The following is a 15,005-nucleotide window of genomic DNA, read 5'->3' as shown; positions in this document are numbered from 1 at the left end:
TTAATTATAATAAAGAATGTTGTGTCATTTCTTTAGGTTGTTCTACGCCCATTAAATCTAAAATTGTAGGAGCAATATCACCTAAAACACCACTATTTATCGATTTTATTTCTTTGTCAATTAAGATAAAAGGAACTGGGTTTGTAGTATGTGCGGTATGAGGAGATCCATCAGGATTCATCATGGTTTCACAGTTACCGTGATCTGCAATTAGTAAAATAGAATATCCGTTATCTAAACCAGTTTCTATAACTTCTTTAGCACAAATATCTACAGCTTCACATGCTTTAATAGCAGCATCCATCATTCCTGTATGCCCAACCATATCTCCGTTTGCAAAGTTTAAACAAACAAAATCTGCTTCTCCTTTTTTCAAATCTTCACACAAAGCGTCTTTTAATTCGTACGCAGACATTTCTGGTTTTAAATCGTAAGTAGCTACTTTTGGTGAGTTTCTTAAAATTCTAGATTCTCCTTCAAACGGTTCTTCTTGCCCTCCAGAAAAGAAAAATGTTACGTGAGGATATTTTTCTGTCTCTGCAATTCTAATTTGTTTTTTACCTGCTTTAGATAAAACTTCACCTAAAGTGTTTTTTATGTTGTCGGTATTATAAATAACGTTTATCCCTTTAAAGCTTTCATCATACAAGGTAATGGTTGTATAATAAAGGTCTAATTTTTTCATTCCAAATTCTGGAAAATCATTTTGAGATAACGCGTTTGTTAATTCTCTTCCTCTATCTGTTCTGTAATTAAAGAATAAAACAACATCACCTTCTTTAATTTGTGTTTTAGGAGAACCATCTTCATTAGTTACTATGATAGATTTATGAAACTCATCTGTAATTCCGTCTTCATAATTTTTATTCATCACTGCAATAGCATCTGTAGTTTTAGTACCTACACCATTTACAAGACCATCATACGCTTCCTTTACACGTTCCCATCTATTATCTCTATCCATTGCATAATAACGTCCGGTTACAGAAGCTAATTCTCCTGTACTTTCTTTCATGTATTCTTGAATGTCGTTAATAAAATAAGTTCCAGATTTTGGGTCACAATCTCTACCGTCTGTAAATGCGTGTAAATACACATTGCCTATTTCATTTTCTTTAGCAACATCTAACAATCCTTTTAGGTGATCTATGTGTGCATGTATTCCTCCATTAGAAAGTAATCCTAATAAATGAACATCCTTTTTATTGTCTTTGGCATATTTAAAAGTATCTAATAATACTTTTTCTTTACCTAAGGTTTTTTCTCTTACCGCTTTGTTAATACGAGCTAAGTTTTGATAAACAATTCTACCAGCACCTAAATTCATGTGTCCAACTTCAGAATTTCCCATTTGTCCTTCTGGCAAACCAACATGTTCTCCATCTGTCCTTAACTGAGCATTTGGGTATTTGCCATATAAACCATTAATAAAAGGTGTTTTTGCATTGTAAATAGCAGATACTTTAGGGTCTTGTGTAATTCCCCAACCATCTAAAATCATTAGGATAACTTTCTTGTTCATTGTCTTAAAATTGAACAGTAAAATTAAGAAATATTTTATCGTTTCTATTGATTTTATCAATTTTTTACGAAACCGATAACGTAGATGAACTTTGTAAAAAGACTGTTGATCAGAAGGTGGATTTATTTAATTGTGGATCAGTTTTTTTCTTATCAAAATAAAGGTGTTTTGTTAAAACCTTGTTAATAGAAAGCTTTTATTGAAACAATTTAAATAAATCTAAGTCTATTAGATAGAACAAACATTTATAAAATTAACTTAAAACCTACCGTCATGAAAAAATTAATATTACCATTATTACTTTGTCTTTTTACCTTTGGATCTATAAATGCAACGACTCCAGAAACTTTGAATCCTAAGAAAACAGTAACGGTTAAAACGCATTATAATGTTAGTGCTTTTTTTAAGTTGATAAGAATGGGAAATTATGAAGCTGTAAAAGCTTTAATGGAAAGAGGAGAAAATATAAACAAAAAATCTAGTAGTTTAACACCCTTAATGTATGCTGCAAGGTATAATAAAGCTGAAATTGTAAAGCTTTTAATTGATAATGGCGCTAAATTAAGAGTAAAATCTACCAAAGAAAATATGACTGCCTTAGACATGGCAAAAAGATCTAAAGCTTTTGATGCCGTTAAAGTTATAAAAGAATCACTTTAGTATTATTATTTGAATTAATTAATCTAAAGCAAACAGACTATCTTTTAAGGTAGTCTGTTTTTTTTTGTTATAAAGAATATCCTATATGATTTAAAGCGATTAAAATAACAATAATTAATAGCATTAGGATAGCTACTTTTCTTTTAAAAGCAATTTCATTTTCTTTGATAATTTCTTCTTTGATTTTTTTTAATTGAGATGGGCTTGCTTTTTTATCAAAATGAAGTTCACTCTTTTCGCTTTTTTTATGGCTTTTGATTTTATCAAAAGTAGAAATATGAGATCGTTTATTAGTATTTAGACTTGCAATCATATGTGCTATAAATCCTCCTCCTGCCATAATTAATAATTTAGTATTTAATTATAAGTAGTAAATAAGTGTAAAATGTTACACTTAAAAAAGATTCTTACTTTACGATTAGTGTGTGTAAAAAGTTTTTTTTGAGTCTTAGAATAAATAATCATTATTTTAAAGCGTATTATTGTAAGAATAATTCAATATTTTTTTAATGAGCCTCCATTTCGAATTAAACGAAGTCACTAAAAAATTACCCAAACATTTACACAAGTTTGTGGTACAACAGCCGTATGAAGAATATACGGCACAAAACCAAGCTGTTTGGCGCTATGTAATGAGAATGAATGTAGATTACTTGAGTAAAGTAGCGCATAAATCTTATATAACTGGATTAGAAAAAACGGGTATTTCTGTAGATAACATTCCTTATATGGAAGGGATGAATAGAATTTTAAAAGAAATTGGTTGGGCTGCAGTTTCTGTAGATGGCTTTATTCCGCCAAATGCTTTTATGGAATTTCAGGCCTATAATGTTTTGGTCATTGCTTCAGATATGCGAACTATTAACCATATAGAATATACGCCAGCACCAGATATTATTCATGAAGCAGCAGGTCATGCACCTATTATTTCTAATCCTGAATATGCAGAATATTTAAGAAGATTTGGAGAAATAGGTAGCAAAGCAATTTCTTCTGCTAAAGATTATGAAATGTATGAAGCAATCAGGCTTTTATCAATTTTAAAAGAAAATCCCAATTCAACAGAAAAAGAAGTAGAAGCTGCTCAAGAGAATGTAGAATTTCTTCAAAATAACATGGGCGAATTGTCTGAAATGGCCCAAATTAGAAATTTACATTGGTGGACGGTAGAATATGGGTTAATTGGCGCTTTAAATAATCCAAAAATATACGGTGCAGGTTTGCTTTCATCTATTGGAGAAAGTGCTTGGTGTATGAAAGACGAGGTAAAAAAAGTAGCCTATTCTATTGATGCCGCAAGCGTTAATTTTGATATTACAAAACCACAACCACAATTATTTGTAACACCAGATTTTGCTTATTTAAGTTTGGTTTTAGATGAGTTTGCCAATACAATGGCAATAAGAACAGGTGGATTAAAAAGTATTCAAAAATTAATAGATTCAGAAAACTTAGGGACAATAGAACTAACAACGGGTATTCAGATTTCTGGTGTTTTTACAAATGTTATTCAGTATAAAAATAATAAAGTTGCTTATTTTCAAACAACAGGAGCAACCGCTTTAGCAAATAGAGATAAAGAGTTAATTGGACACGGAATTACAAGTCACGCAGGTGGTTTTGGAAGTCCTGTAGGTAAATTAAAAGGAATTAATTTGCCTATTGAAGATATGAGTCCGAGAGATTTAAAAGCATACGGAATTTACGAAGGTGAATTTATGACTTTAGAATTTGAGAGTGGCGTTATTGTAAAAGGAAAAGCGATTACCGGGACTAGGGATTTAAGAGGTAAAATTTTAATTATTTCTTTTGATGATTGCACGGTTACTTATAAAGAGGAAGTTTTGTTTCAACCAGAATGGGGAATTTATGATATGGCAGTTGGTAAAGAAGTAGTTTCTTCCTATGCAGGTCCTGCAGATGTAGATTCTTTTTTAGGTTTAGGAAAAGTATCTAAAACTAAAACGCATAAGATTTCTTATACAAAAAAAGAGCTAGAATTATATGGTTTGTATACTAAGGTTAAGGAATTACGAGAGTCAAATTCTTCAACAAATAAAAACATAACAGAAATCTTTAATCAGTTAAAAAGTAAATTTCAAGGAGATTGGTTATTGTCTTTAGAACTATATGAATTAGCTTTGCAGCATAATTATTCTATTAAAGAGACCATTTTAGAAAGATTAGAAGCCTTAAAATGTAACAAAAGCTACACAAGGCTAATTGAAAATGGATTAATTTTGTGTCAAGTTTAATAATAAAATAAAAAATAACATGGGTCTATTTGACATGTTTAAAAGAAAAGATATGAGTGCAGAAATTAAAGAGTACTTAGAAAAAGGAGCTGTAATTCTAGATGTTAGAACAAAAGAAGAGTGGGATGAAGGGCATACAGAAGGAGCAGAGCATATCGTTTTAACGGTAATTCCTTTAGAAGTTGAAAAAATTAAAGCTTGGAATAAACCTGTAATTGCAGTTTGTAGAAGTGGAGCAAGAAGCGGACAAGCAACTCAGTTTTTAACCAATCATGGTATCGATGTTATTAACGGAGGTCCTTGGCAAAACGTAGACGAGCACGTTTCTTAGAAATAAATTATCGTATTAATTCGATAATTTTTTCTAGATATATTTTAAATAAATAGAATTTTAACTTACGAGTTAGGATTCTATTTTTTTGTTTAAAATTGAATTTTTATTTCTTAAACCCTTTTTGTTTGTGCCTTTGTAACCTATTGTACCTGTTTATTGAATGGGTTGCTTTTCTTATAAAAGCAAAGATTCCGCCTAAGATTGCACCAACAAATGCTCCCATGGTTAGTGGATCAAAATTATGGCCTGTAAAAAGGTATTTTAGATAGAATATAATGATTCCTATAAATATTGCAACAAGAAAAACTTTTAGTTTAGATTTAGATAGATGTGCGTAAATACCCGTAAAAAAACCTGTTATTATTGATGTTGCAGTGATTTTTGTTAGAATTAAATCAATGATATTAATTTCATCGGCAATAAATATTGATGTTACAAACACGCCTATTAAAAGCCCTGAGCCGATACCAATTAATACTTTTTTAATCATATTTAAGGAGATAAAATTATCTCAAGAAAGATACAAAAATATTTACTTTATTTTAGATAAGATTTTGTTTTTGTGCTTTTAATACAGCTTCTAGTTTACTATGTACGTGTAGTTTTTTATAGATGTTTTCTATATGTTTCCTTACTGTAGAAGGAGATATAATTAGATTGTCCGAAATATTATTGTAGTTTAAGCCTTTACTTAATTGTATTAAAATTTCTGTTTCTCTTTTAGATAATTTTATTTCTTTAGTTTGTTGGGTTTTAGAATTTAAAACGTTTGGGTTTCTTAACAACTTTAAAGTTTTTAAAGCAATACTTGGTGTCATGGGTGCGCCACCTTCAGTAACTTCAATAATGCTTTTATAAAGTTTTTCTGGGTCAATTTCTTTTAATAAATATCCGTTTGCACCTGCTTTAATGGCATTAAAAATACAATCATCATCATCTAAAACGGTTAGCATAATTATTTTAATATGAGGATATTTGTTTTTTATTATTTCCGTAGCTTTAATACCATTCATTTCTGGCATTTGGATGTCCATTAAAATAACATCTATATTGTGGTTTTCTTCTAATTTACCAATTAATTCTGCGCCGTTATTAGCATGGAATTTTATAATAATATCTTCAAAAAAAGATAGTTTTTCTTTGATAGCTTTTACTAAAAAGTAATTGTCTTCTGCAATGCAAATTTTTAAGTTCATTTCAATTTTCTACTAAGTTAATAAGTTCTAAAGTATATTTTCATACGTCGTATGACGTATTCTTTAAAGTAACTTCAACCAAAATTTCTGTTCCTTTTTTTATTTCTGAATTTATGTTAACCTTCCCTTCAATTTCACTCATTCTTTTTTCCATGTTAGATAATCCGTTTCCTAAATTTACATTTTTTATATCGAAACCTATTCCGTTGTCTATTATAGAAACTATAAGCTTCCCCCTTTTTTTATAAAGTTTAATTTCAATTTTTGATGCTTCAGCATACTTTAAAGCATTATTAATTGCTTCTTGAATTACTCTAAAAATATTCATGCCTTCAAGTGAAGAAAAGATTGTGTTTTTATAAATATTATAATGTACAATAAACTCAATGTTTTCAGTAGAGGTTTTTGCTTTTTCAACAAAAGATAAGATTCTAGTGTGTACATCATCGCTAGTAATTTCATTTTTATTCATTGCCCAAATGGTATCTCTTAATTGATGAATAGTTTCTGATGTAAAAGTACTAATACCAACTAATTTTTCTTTTAGTTTAGTGTTTGCGTCTTTAGTAGTGTATTTTAAATTATCTACAGATGAAATAATAAAAGTAAGTTGAGAGCCAATATTATCATGTAAATCTCTAGAAATTCTTAGACGTTGTTCTTGCAATCTGTTTTGCATTTTTATAGTTGACAGTGCGTCTTTTAAATCTATTTCTTTTTGAAGTTGTTTCTTTTTAAATTGATATCGATGATAATATCCTAAAGACAAAATGGCTAAAATTAACAATGCAGCTCCTAAAATAATTGTGTATAATTCTCTGTTTTTTATGATTAATTCTTGCTTTAGTAATTGTTCTTTTTGTTGTATAATTTCTATTTCTTTTTTGGATGTTTCATATTGTAATTGAAGTTCAGCAATATCTTTTGTTTTTTCTTTTTGGAAAAGACTGTCTTTAGAATTTAAATGCAGCATTAAGAATTTATTAGATTCTTGGAAGTCTTTAATTTTAGCATAACTTTTCGCTAAAGTTTTACTAGAAGAAGAAATAAATTCTAAAGCATTTATTTCTTTTGCATGTTCTAGTGCTTTTTTACCAATATTAATTGCTTTAATGTATTTTTTTTGCTTGTAATTAAGATTACTGTATGCATTATGAAGAAAAGCTAATTCGTAAGGTTCTCTGTTTTTTGTATGTAATTCTATTGCTTTTAGATAATTAGTTTCAGCTTTTTGTGGTTTGTTTAAGCTATCATAAGAAATGGCAATGTTTGTAATGGGGTAAGCTGTGTATCTAATATAATTGTTTTCAAAAAAATATTTTTTTGCTTCTTCTGCTTTTTTAATTGCTTTTTCATAATTTTTATTGTCATTATAAACACCTGCTAAATTGTTATTTATAGCAGCTACATTTAGTAAATCGTTTTGTTTTTCAAATATTTTTAGAGCTTTTAGATTAAAAAGAATACAGTTGTCAAACTCTTTTACCTTTCTTAAGTCTACAGCAAGATTTAAGTAACCTCTTGCAATATTTGTGGTATCTTTTAGTCTTTCATAAATGGGAATAGATTCATAAAAATTTTTAATAGCACCTCTAAAATCGCCTAATCTACTGTTTACGATACCGATACCTGAGTATGAGTTTGCAATTAGTGTTGAGTCATTTAATTTGATGCTCATTTTTAAGGATTCTTCAAAATGTTTTAAGGCTTTTGAGTATTCAGAATTTTCTCTAGCAAAATTTCCTAATTGATGAGTTGTAATAATGGTTAAGACTTTATCTCCAATTTTAGTAGATAGATTATGTGCTTTTACTGAATAAGATTTAGCAGAATCCAAGTTTATGCCTGTAAAGTGTTCTGCTATTTCAATATATGTCTGAACTTTAATTTTCTTTTTTTGCTTCTTTGCTATTGTTTTTAAGCTGTCAATTATTTTTGATTGACTATAGCTATTTTTTGTATTAAGAAGACAAATTGCAAAAACAAATGTTAAAAAGTATAACTTTTTAAAATGTCTCATTCTATTTATGTTTTAAAGAGCTCATCAAAAGTAAAGTTAAGATTAAAAACTGAAACTTTAATTCTTAATAACTTATTTTGTGTACTGTAGTTTAACCTTTCTACTTTTTTAGGGATACCTTTTAATTGGTTAGCAATTTTTTTTTCCGATGCTAATTCAAGGTTAATTAGTGAAATTTTTTCTTCTTCTACCTCTTTTGTTTTTTGAAATGTAAAAATTACAGATATAATTAAAATATTCATTAGTATAAAAATTATACCTATAAGTAAAGGATTTAAATGAAAGGCTGTGAACATCTATATTTTTTATGTTTTAATTATTTGCATTTATTGGTAAAGAACAAGAAGTTAATTTTTATAGCATTAAAATTTTGATATTTCTTTTAAAGATAAAAGTACGGCAATAGCCGTATTTTTATCTTTTTCATAGCATTTTTGTTATTGTAATGGTGCGCTAAATTTTCCTTCAGTTATTGTTTTACTTCCGGAGTTGTCATTTTCCGCCACAAAAGAAAAAGTTCCTTTAATATGCGTTGCTGTTTCTTCTTTTACTTCAATTGTTCCATCTCCTATGTTAAAAGTAGAAGTCCAAAAAAACTATACATGGTTTTATTTATATTAGATATACTATTTCCTGTCTTGTAAGTTCCAATTTCATTATAATGAGTAATGGTTAGATTAAGATAATCTCCTTTAGCATTAGAGCCTTGGACTATTAATAGATTGGAAGTTACGGTAGCGGCAACTGATACTTCCATTGAAGCAAAATCTACTCCATCAACTTTTGCTGTTAAAAAGCTTCTCCACTGGTTGGGATGTCATCATTACTTCCTCCACACGAAATGATCAATGACAAAAATAATAGTAAGCCAAGTTTTTTAAATTTTTTCATGTTTTTTAAGTTTGTTACTTGTGTTAAACTAGAAAGTATTAGAGTAGATTACAATACGTCATTTGTTGTATTTATTGCTTTTAATGAATTTATTAAACTCAAGCTTATCTACTAGTTCTCTAAACCCTTACTTGTTAATGGTTTAGTGAAAATGAAAGTTTCCTAAAAAGAGAATTAGTCAGTAGTATATTTTTTTCATCCTTTAATAGTTTTCTAATAATTCACCTAAATGATAAAAAATAAATTTTTTTCCAGCATTATAAAAACCTTCAGTAAATTTATTACTATCTACTTCTATTAAGTTAACATTTTTACTTATTCTATCTTCAGAAAGCGCAAAATTTTTGAACGAAGTAATTCTGTCTTCATCTTGTTTTTGATAGGCAACAATTTTTTGTTTTTCTATAACACCATTAATTTCTACATCTTTTTTTAGACTTCCTGTGTAAGTACTCATAGCACTTCCTCCTATCTTATTTCTTCCTTGCGTGTAAATAGAACTTGTATTTACTTGGTCGGAAGTTTTTTGCCCGATAGAGAGCAAGCTTTTGTGTTCTTTTATATTTGTAATTGTTGTATAATTAATAAGTCTGTAGTTTACTTTAATTTTTACTTTAGCAGCATTTCCACTAATCCAATCTTTAGCACCGTCTTCTGTAAATAAAAAATAAAGTTGTACGTCACTTACCAGAGCATCATTTAAATCTTTTGAGATTGCTGAAGAAATATTAGCGTTGATACCAAATTTTTTAGATACTTTACTTTGGTCTTTGTAATAAAAACTATAGTTATCAGGAATTACCTGTATTACTCCAGGTATTTTAGATTCCATTAAAGAAGGTCCTGTTGCTTTTTGCCAACCTTCGTAGGCTTCGGTTTTTCCAGCTTCATCAACAGTAATTATTTCAAATCCATTTTTTTGAAGTTCTTCTAAATATTCATTATAAAGTTGATTTACTTTTTTCTGAACCATTTTTTCATCTAGTCCATTTAAGCCAACTGCTGCAACTGCTTTTGCTCTTCCTTTAACGATTCCTTTTCTGTAGTTTTTGTCTCCGGCTTTGGTTTCTTGTGCGTCTTTATAAACTTGTAGATTCACATTAAAATTTGCAATATAAATTCTCTTTGAATTTTTCTTTAATTTCTTTAGTCCGTATTTTCCATTTGTTGGATTAAAATCCCCTAAATCTTGTGCTTTAGTTTTAGTTAGAAATATAAAGCATAAAAAAGCACCAATTATAATTTTTGTTTTCATTTTAAATATTTTAAAGTTAGATTGCGAATTTCTTTAAAATATTAAATGCTAACAATACGGCAAATGCCGTATTGTTAGAAACTTATAAAAGGGAATTTAGATTGAATCGTTTTCTTTTTTAGTGCTAAATTTTGTAAAAATTGCTGATGTTGTGCTGAGTTTTTATTAAAAGGTCTGTGTAAAATGCCTTTTTGTATCGTTTCTATCTCTTGCATTGTTAATTTTGAACCTTCAGAAAACCAAGTTTCATTAAAACGTTCCCAAATATAATTAATTGCAGTTTTATTAGGGTGAATCATGTCTTCTGCATAAAAACGATAATCTCTTAATTCATCCATCATAATTTCATAACTCGGGAAATAATATGTGTTTTCTCTGCTGCTTATAACCGTATGAATTGCGGTAATTAAATGTGCTTTACTTTGTGTGTTTTCTATAAATCCATCTTTTAGATGTCTTACAGGAGAAACTGTAAAAAGGATGTGTATGTTTTTATTGATGGATTTTAAAAGTACAATAATGGCTTCTAAGCTTTCAGAAATTTCATCTACAGTTAGTAATTCTTTTAAGAATTTTTTTTGTGGAACCTTATGGCAATTGGCAACTATAGTATCTGTTTCTATAAATCGATACACCCAAGAAGTTCCTAAAGTAATGATAAGATGAGAGGCTTCTTTTAAGTTTTTATTTGTTGATAAAATTGCAGAATTTAGATTGTTTAAAAGTTCATTTTTATCAGGAGCACTTAAACTAGAATGTGCATTAAAACAATGCCAACGTTCGTTTTGAAAAATTAAATCTTCTTCGGTATATACTTTTTCATTAATAGCATTTGTAATGCTATTTTCAATTGCTTTGGGGTGAAAAAGAATTCCGAATGGATTTTGATATGTTTGAAACTTATAATAAGATAATTTATTTCCAATGTTTTCCGAAAAGCAAGAACCTAATAATAGTATTTTAGAATTATAATCTATAAAGTTTCTTGTTTGCTTTTTTAGCGGAATTTTAGTCTGGAATTGCATTTGATAAATATAAAATAAAAAGGTTCAAAGAAAAATATTTTTTTTTGAACCTTTTTTAGTCAGTGTTTTTAGTTGAAATAATGTGGTTTAAAACTTACACTAAATACTCTTTTGCTTTCTCTAAAGCTTTAGGTATTCCTCCTGGGTTTTTTCCTCCAGCAGTTGCAAAGAAATTTTGTCCACCACCACCACCGTGTATTAGTTTACCTAATTCTCTAACTACTTTTCCTGCATCGTAACCACGTTCGTTTGCTAATTCTTTAGAAATATAACACGTTAACATTGCTTTGTCTTTTGATGCAGAAGAAGCAAAAAATAAGAAGGCGTTTTTATGTTCTTTACCTAAAGAAAAAGCTAGATTTTTAATTCCGGTTTGGTCTAAATCTACTTTAGTAGCTAAAAACTGAACGCCATTAATTTCTTGTATTTGATTTTTTAACTCACCAGATAAATTCTGAGCTTTATCTTTTAATAATTGCTCAATTTGTTTTTGTAAAGCTGCATTTTCTTCTTGTAGTTTTTGTACAGCTTTTACAGGTTCTTTGGTGTTGTTTAGTAAGTCTTTTATTTCGAATAAATCTCTATTATTTTCAAAATAAAAGTCTTTAACAGCATCATTTGTAATCGCTTCTATTCTTCTAATTCCTGAAGCTACAGCACCTTCAGATTTAATTTTAAAATGCCAAATATCACTGGTGTTCTTTACATGCGTTCCACCACACAATTCTATAGATTCACCAAATTTTATTGCTCTAACAGTATCTCCATATTTTTCACCAAATAAAGCCATTGCACCATCGTCAATTGCTTCTTGCATTGGTATGTTTCTTTTTTCTATTAACGGAAGTTTACCAGAAATTCTTGAGTTTACAAAATTTTCTACATCACGTAATTGTTCAACAGTTAATTTTGAAAAATGAGAAAAATCGAAACGTAAATATTTAGAATGTACAGCAGAACCTTTTTGTTCCACATGAACACCTAAAATTTCTCTTAAAGCTTGGTGTAACAAGTGTGTTGCAGTATGGTTACATTCTGTTCTATGACGTTGTTTTTCATCTACAACCGCTTTAAAGCTTTCGTTTAAGTGCTTTGGTAAGTTTTTTGTAAGATGAATTATTACATTATTTTCTTTTTTGGTATCTAAAATATATACAACATCTCCATGTGTATCTTTTAAATACCCTTTATCACCAACTTGTCCTCCTCCTTCAGGATAAAAAGGAGTTAAATTAAAAACAAGTTGAAACATTTCTCCGTCTTTTTTAGACGTAACTTTTCTGTATCTTGTTAGTTTTACGTTTGCTTGTAAAGAATCATACCCAATAAATTCTTCAATAGCATCATCTAATAAAACAGTCCAATCTTCTGTAGAAGTTTCACTTGCTGCTCTAGATCTATTTTTTTGTTTTTGTAAATGTTCTTTAAATCCTTTTTCGTCTAAAGTATATCCTTTTTCAGAAAGAATTAAAGCAGTTAAATCTACAGGGAAGCCAAAAGTATCATATAATTCAAAAACTTTTTCACCAGAAATTTCTTTAGTATTAGAAGATGCTATAATGCCATCTAATAAAACTAAACCTTGGTCTAAAGTTCTTAAAAAAGAAGTTTCTTCTTCCTTAATAACATTTTCTATAAGTTGTTTTTGTGATTTTAATTCAGGGAAAGCTTCTCCCATTTTTTCACTTAAAACAGCTACCAATCTATAGATAAACGGCTCTTTTTTGTCTAAGAAGGTAAATCCATAACGCACAGCACGTCTTAAAATTCTTCTAATTACGTAACCAGCACCTGTATTACTAGGTAATTGCCCATCTGCAATAGAAAAAGCAACGGCTCTAACATGATCAGAAATTACACGAGTTGCAATGTCTTGTTGCTCGTTAGTGCCATATTTTGTATTTGTAATTGTGCTTATTTCACGAATAATAGGTTTAAAAACATCCGTGTCGTAATTAGATTGTACGTTTTGTAAAACCATACACAAACGTTCAAATCCCATTCCGGTATCAATATGTTTGTTTGGTAATTCTTCTAAAGTTCCGTTTGCTTTTCTGTTGAATTGCATAAAAACTAAATTCCAAATTTCTACCACATGTGGGTGATCTTCATTAATTAAAGAGCTACCAGGTACTTTTGCTTTTTCTTCTGCAGATCTAATATCTACATGAATTTCAGAACACGGTCCGCAAGGTCCTTGTTCTCCCATTTCCCAAAAGTTATCTTTCTTATTTCCTTTTAAAATTCTGTCTTCAGGAATCAATTTTTTCCAGATATCGTAAGCATCTGTATCCATTTTTAGATTGTCATCATCATCAGAACCTTCAAAAACGGTAACATATAAGATGTCTTTATCTATTTTGTACACTTCGGTTAATAACTCCCAAGCCCAAGCAATTGCTTCTTCTCTAAAATAATCTCCAAAAGACCAGTTACCTAGCATTTCGAATAAAGTATGATGATAGGTGTCATAACCAACCTCTTCTAAATCGTTGTGTTTACCAGAAACACGCAAACATTTTTGAGAATCTGTAATTCTATTACTTTTTGGAGTTCCATTTCCTAGAAAATATTCTTTAAATGGAGCCATTCCAGCATTTACAAACATTAAAGTTGGATCGTCCTTAGTTACCATTGGTGCAGAAGGAACAATTAAGTGTGCTTTTTCTTGGAAAAAGTTTAAAAAAGTAGCGCGAATATCTTGAGATTTCATAAAAAAAGAAGTTTCCAACAAGTTGGATTATGTTAATTTATTTTTAAAATAATTGCAAAAAAAAAGCAATTGTAAAACATTTTGTAAATTTGTGAGTTATTAAAAATAAAACTCAATATAAAAGTACAAAAATAGTCTATTTAGTATTATGGCAAAAGTAAAATATTATTACGATGCAGACACACTTTCTTATAGGAAAATTGCTGTAAAAAAGGGCGATTACTATAAGAAAACAGTTTTTGGTATTTTAGCTTTGTTTTTATCTGCATTTATTGGTTTTATAGTATTCAGCCAGTTTATAATGTCGCCAAGAGAGCGCGCTCAAAAAAGAGAACTAGAAAATTTAAAATTGCATTACGAGTTGCTTTCTAAAAGATTGCAAGAAAGCTCTTCTGTTTTAGCACAATTACAAGAAAGAGATAATAATATTTATAGAACCTATTTTGAAGCAAACCCTATATCAGATGAGCAAAGAAAAGCTGGTTTTGGAGGGGTAAATAGATATAAATATTTAGATGGGTTTGATAACTCTACAATGATTACAAAAGTAACCAAAGACATAGATGTACTTTCTAAACAATTGGTAGTACAGTCTAAATCTTTAGATGAAATTGTTTCTTTAGCAAAAGAAAAGGAAAAAATGTTGGCTTCCATACCAGCAATTTTACCAGTTAAATTAGCAGATTTAACAAGAATGGCATCTGGTTATAAATGGAGATATCATCCAATATTAAAAATTAGAAAATTCCATAAAGGAATGGATTTTACAGCACCAATAGGTACTCCTATTTTTGCATCAGGTAATGGAGAGGTAATTAGAGCAGAAAGAAGTGCTACTTTTGGTAATGTCGTTTATATAGATCATGGGTATGGTTATAAGACTATTTATGCCCACATGAGTAAAATCAAAGCTAGAAGAGGAGATAAAGTAAAACGTGGAGATTTAATTGGCTATGTAGGTAATACTGGTCGTTCTGTGTCTTCGCATTTACATTATGAAGTTCATAAAAATGACGTTGCTTTAAATCCTATTAATTTTTACTATGGAGATTTAACGCCAGAAGAATTTGCAGCAATGCAAGAAGCTGCAGAAGAAGAAGGGCAGTCTTACGATTAAAAATTGTGTAATTTTAG

14 protein-coding genes are annotated in these 15,005 nt (G+C 29.2%); 4 read left to right on the top strand and 10 right to left on the bottom strand.

Features of this window, described 5'->3' with window-relative positions:
- Nucleotides 1-4: 4 nt before the first annotated feature.
- Nucleotides 5-1,522: a 2,3-bisphosphoglycerate-independent phosphoglycerate mutase gene (gene gpmI / locus WG945_RS08295; RefSeq protein ID WP_068446925.1), complete on the bottom strand. Its 1,518-nt coding sequence runs from the start codon at nucleotides 1,520-1,522 to the stop codon at nucleotides 5-7.
- A gap of 273 nt (nucleotides 1,523-1,795) precedes the next feature.
- On the opposite strand from gpmI, the gene WG945_RS08290 reads away from it, so the two are divergent.
- A complete protein-coding gene (locus WG945_RS08290; RefSeq protein WP_068446922.1) occupies nucleotides 1,796-2,182 on the top strand; it encodes an ankyrin repeat domain-containing protein in 387 nt (128 codons plus the stop codon).
- Between the two features lie 67 nt (nucleotides 2,183-2,249).
- Here WG945_RS08290 and WG945_RS08285 read toward each other — a convergent pair whose 3' ends face one another.
- Nucleotides 2,250-2,522 carry a hypothetical protein gene (locus WG945_RS08285; RefSeq protein ID WP_068446921.1) on the bottom strand — a complete coding sequence of 91 codons (273 nt, stop codon included), beginning with the start codon at nucleotides 2,520-2,522 and terminating at the stop codon, nucleotides 2,250-2,252.
- 169 nt (nucleotides 2,523-2,691) lie between these two features.
- Here WG945_RS08285 and WG945_RS08280 point away from each other — a divergent pair, with 169 nt between their 5' ends.
- Nucleotides 2,692-4,437, top strand: a complete 1,746-nt coding sequence (locus WG945_RS08280; RefSeq protein ID WP_068446920.1) for an aromatic amino acid hydroxylase — start codon at nucleotides 2,692-2,694, stop codon at nucleotides 4,435-4,437.
- A gap of 52 nt (nucleotides 4,438-4,489) precedes the next feature.
- A complete protein-coding gene (locus WG945_RS08275; RefSeq protein ID WP_068447195.1) occupies nucleotides 4,490-4,768 on the top strand; it encodes a rhodanese-like domain-containing protein in 279 nt (92 codons plus the stop codon).
- 106 nt (nucleotides 4,769-4,874) lie between these two features.
- On the opposite strand, the gene WG945_RS08270 is transcribed toward WG945_RS08275, so the two are convergent.
- The 8 genes from WG945_RS08270 to alaS all read right to left on the bottom strand — a co-directional run bounded on the left by WG945_RS08270 (nucleotide 4,875) and on the right by alaS (nucleotide 13,871).
- Complete coding sequence (locus WG945_RS08270) at nucleotides 4,875-5,261, bottom strand: hypothetical protein (RefSeq protein ID WP_068446919.1); 387 nt, start codon at nucleotides 5,259-5,261, stop codon at nucleotides 4,875-4,877.
- Between the two features lie 52 nt (nucleotides 5,262-5,313).
- Nucleotides 5,314-5,967, bottom strand: coding sequence for a response regulator (locus tag WG945_RS08265; RefSeq protein WP_068446917.1), 654 nt, complete (start codon nucleotides 5,965-5,967; stop codon nucleotides 5,314-5,316).
- Between the two features lie 40 nt (nucleotides 5,968-6,007).
- Nucleotides 6,008-7,987 carry a tetratricopeptide repeat-containing sensor histidine kinase gene (locus WG945_RS08260; protein ID WP_068446915.1) on the bottom strand — a complete coding sequence of 660 codons (1,980 nt, stop codon included), beginning with the start codon at nucleotides 7,985-7,987 and terminating at the stop codon, nucleotides 6,008-6,010.
- A gap of 5 nt (nucleotides 7,988-7,992) precedes the next feature.
- Nucleotides 7,993-8,229: a hypothetical protein gene (locus tag WG945_RS08255; protein ID WP_068446913.1), complete on the bottom strand. Its 237-nt coding sequence runs from the start codon at nucleotides 8,227-8,229 to the stop codon at nucleotides 7,993-7,995.
- A 326-nt stretch (nucleotides 8,230-8,555) separates the two neighbouring features.
- Nucleotides 8,556-8,744, bottom strand: coding sequence for a hypothetical protein (locus WG945_RS08250; RefSeq protein ID WP_068446911.1), 189 nt, complete (start codon nucleotides 8,742-8,744; stop codon nucleotides 8,556-8,558).
- Between the two features lie 336 nt (nucleotides 8,745-9,080).
- Complete coding sequence (locus WG945_RS08245) at nucleotides 9,081-10,133, bottom strand: hypothetical protein (RefSeq protein ID WP_068446910.1); 1,053 nt, start codon at nucleotides 10,131-10,133, stop codon at nucleotides 9,081-9,083.
- Nucleotides 10,134-10,207: 74 nt separating this feature from the next.
- Nucleotides 10,208-11,158 carry a GSCFA domain-containing protein gene (locus tag WG945_RS08240; protein WP_068446909.1) on the bottom strand — a complete coding sequence of 317 codons (951 nt, stop codon included), beginning with the start codon at nucleotides 11,156-11,158 and terminating at the stop codon, nucleotides 10,208-10,210.
- A 94-nt stretch (nucleotides 11,159-11,252) separates the two neighbouring features.
- Nucleotides 11,253-13,871, bottom strand: coding sequence for an alanine--tRNA ligase (alaS, locus tag WG945_RS08235; protein WP_068447192.1), 2,619 nt, complete (start codon nucleotides 13,869-13,871; stop codon nucleotides 11,253-11,255).
- Nucleotides 13,872-14,019: 148 nt separating this feature from the next.
- Here alaS and WG945_RS08230 point away from each other — a divergent pair, with 148 nt between their 5' ends.
- The gene (locus WG945_RS08230) at nucleotides 14,020-14,988 is read left to right on the top strand and encodes a M23 family metallopeptidase (protein WP_068446907.1); all 969 of its coding nucleotides are present in this window, start codon (nucleotides 14,020-14,022) and stop codon (nucleotides 14,986-14,988) included.
- Nucleotides 14,989-15,005: the final 17 nt, after the last annotated feature.

The sequence above is a fragment of the Polaribacter atrinae genome, assembly GCF_038023995.1.
Taxonomy (GTDB): Bacteria; Bacteroidota; Bacteroidia; order Flavobacteriales; family Flavobacteriaceae; genus Polaribacter; species Polaribacter atrinae.
Note: the sequence above shows the minus strand (reverse complement) of the source record. Positions and strands in the feature narration are given on the sequence as shown.

Coding starts and splice junctions, on each gene's coding strand:
- gpmI (WP_068446925.1), bottom strand. CDS start 1,522: ATGAACAAGAAAGTTATCCTAATGATTTTAGATGGTTGGGGAATTACA.
- WG945_RS08290 (WP_068446922.1), top strand. CDS start 1,796: ATGAAAAAATTAATATTACCATTATTACTTTGTCTTTTTACCTTTGGA.
- WG945_RS08285 (WP_068446921.1), bottom strand. CDS start 2,522: ATGGCAGGAGGAGGATTTATAGCACATATGATTGCAAGTCTAAATACT.
- WG945_RS08280 (WP_068446920.1), top strand. CDS start 2,692: ATGAGCCTCCATTTCGAATTAAACGAAGTCACTAAAAAATTACCCAAA.
- WG945_RS08275 (WP_068447195.1), top strand. CDS start 4,490: ATGAGTGCAGAAATTAAAGAGTACTTAGAAAAAGGAGCTGTAATTCTA.
- WG945_RS08270 (WP_068446919.1), bottom strand. CDS start 5,261: ATGATTAAAAAAGTATTAATTGGTATCGGCTCAGGGCTTTTAATAGGC.
- WG945_RS08265 (WP_068446917.1), bottom strand. CDS start 5,967: ATGAACTTAAAAATTTGCATTGCAGAAGACAATTACTTTTTAGTAAAA.
- WG945_RS08260 (WP_068446915.1), bottom strand. CDS start 7,987: ATGAGACATTTTAAAAAGTTATACTTTTTAACATTTGTTTTTGCAATT.
- WG945_RS08255 (WP_068446913.1), bottom strand. CDS start 8,229: ATGAATATTTTAATTATATCTGTAATTTTTACATTTCAAAAAACAAAA.
- WG945_RS08250 (WP_068446911.1), bottom strand. CDS start 8,744: ATGGAAGTATCAGTTGCCGCTACCGTAACTTCCAATCTATTAATAGTC.
- WG945_RS08245 (WP_068446910.1), bottom strand. CDS start 10,133: ATGAAAACAAAAATTATAATTGGTGCTTTTTTATGCTTTATATTTCTA.
- WG945_RS08240 (WP_068446909.1), bottom strand. CDS start 11,158: ATGCAATTCCAGACTAAAATTCCGCTAAAAAAGCAAACAAGAAACTTT.
- alaS (WP_068447192.1), bottom strand. CDS start 13,871: ATGAAATCTCAAGATATTCGCGCTACTTTTTTAAACTTTTTCCAAGAA.
- WG945_RS08230 (WP_068446907.1), top strand. CDS start 14,020: ATGGCAAAAGTAAAATATTATTACGATGCAGACACACTTTCTTATAGG.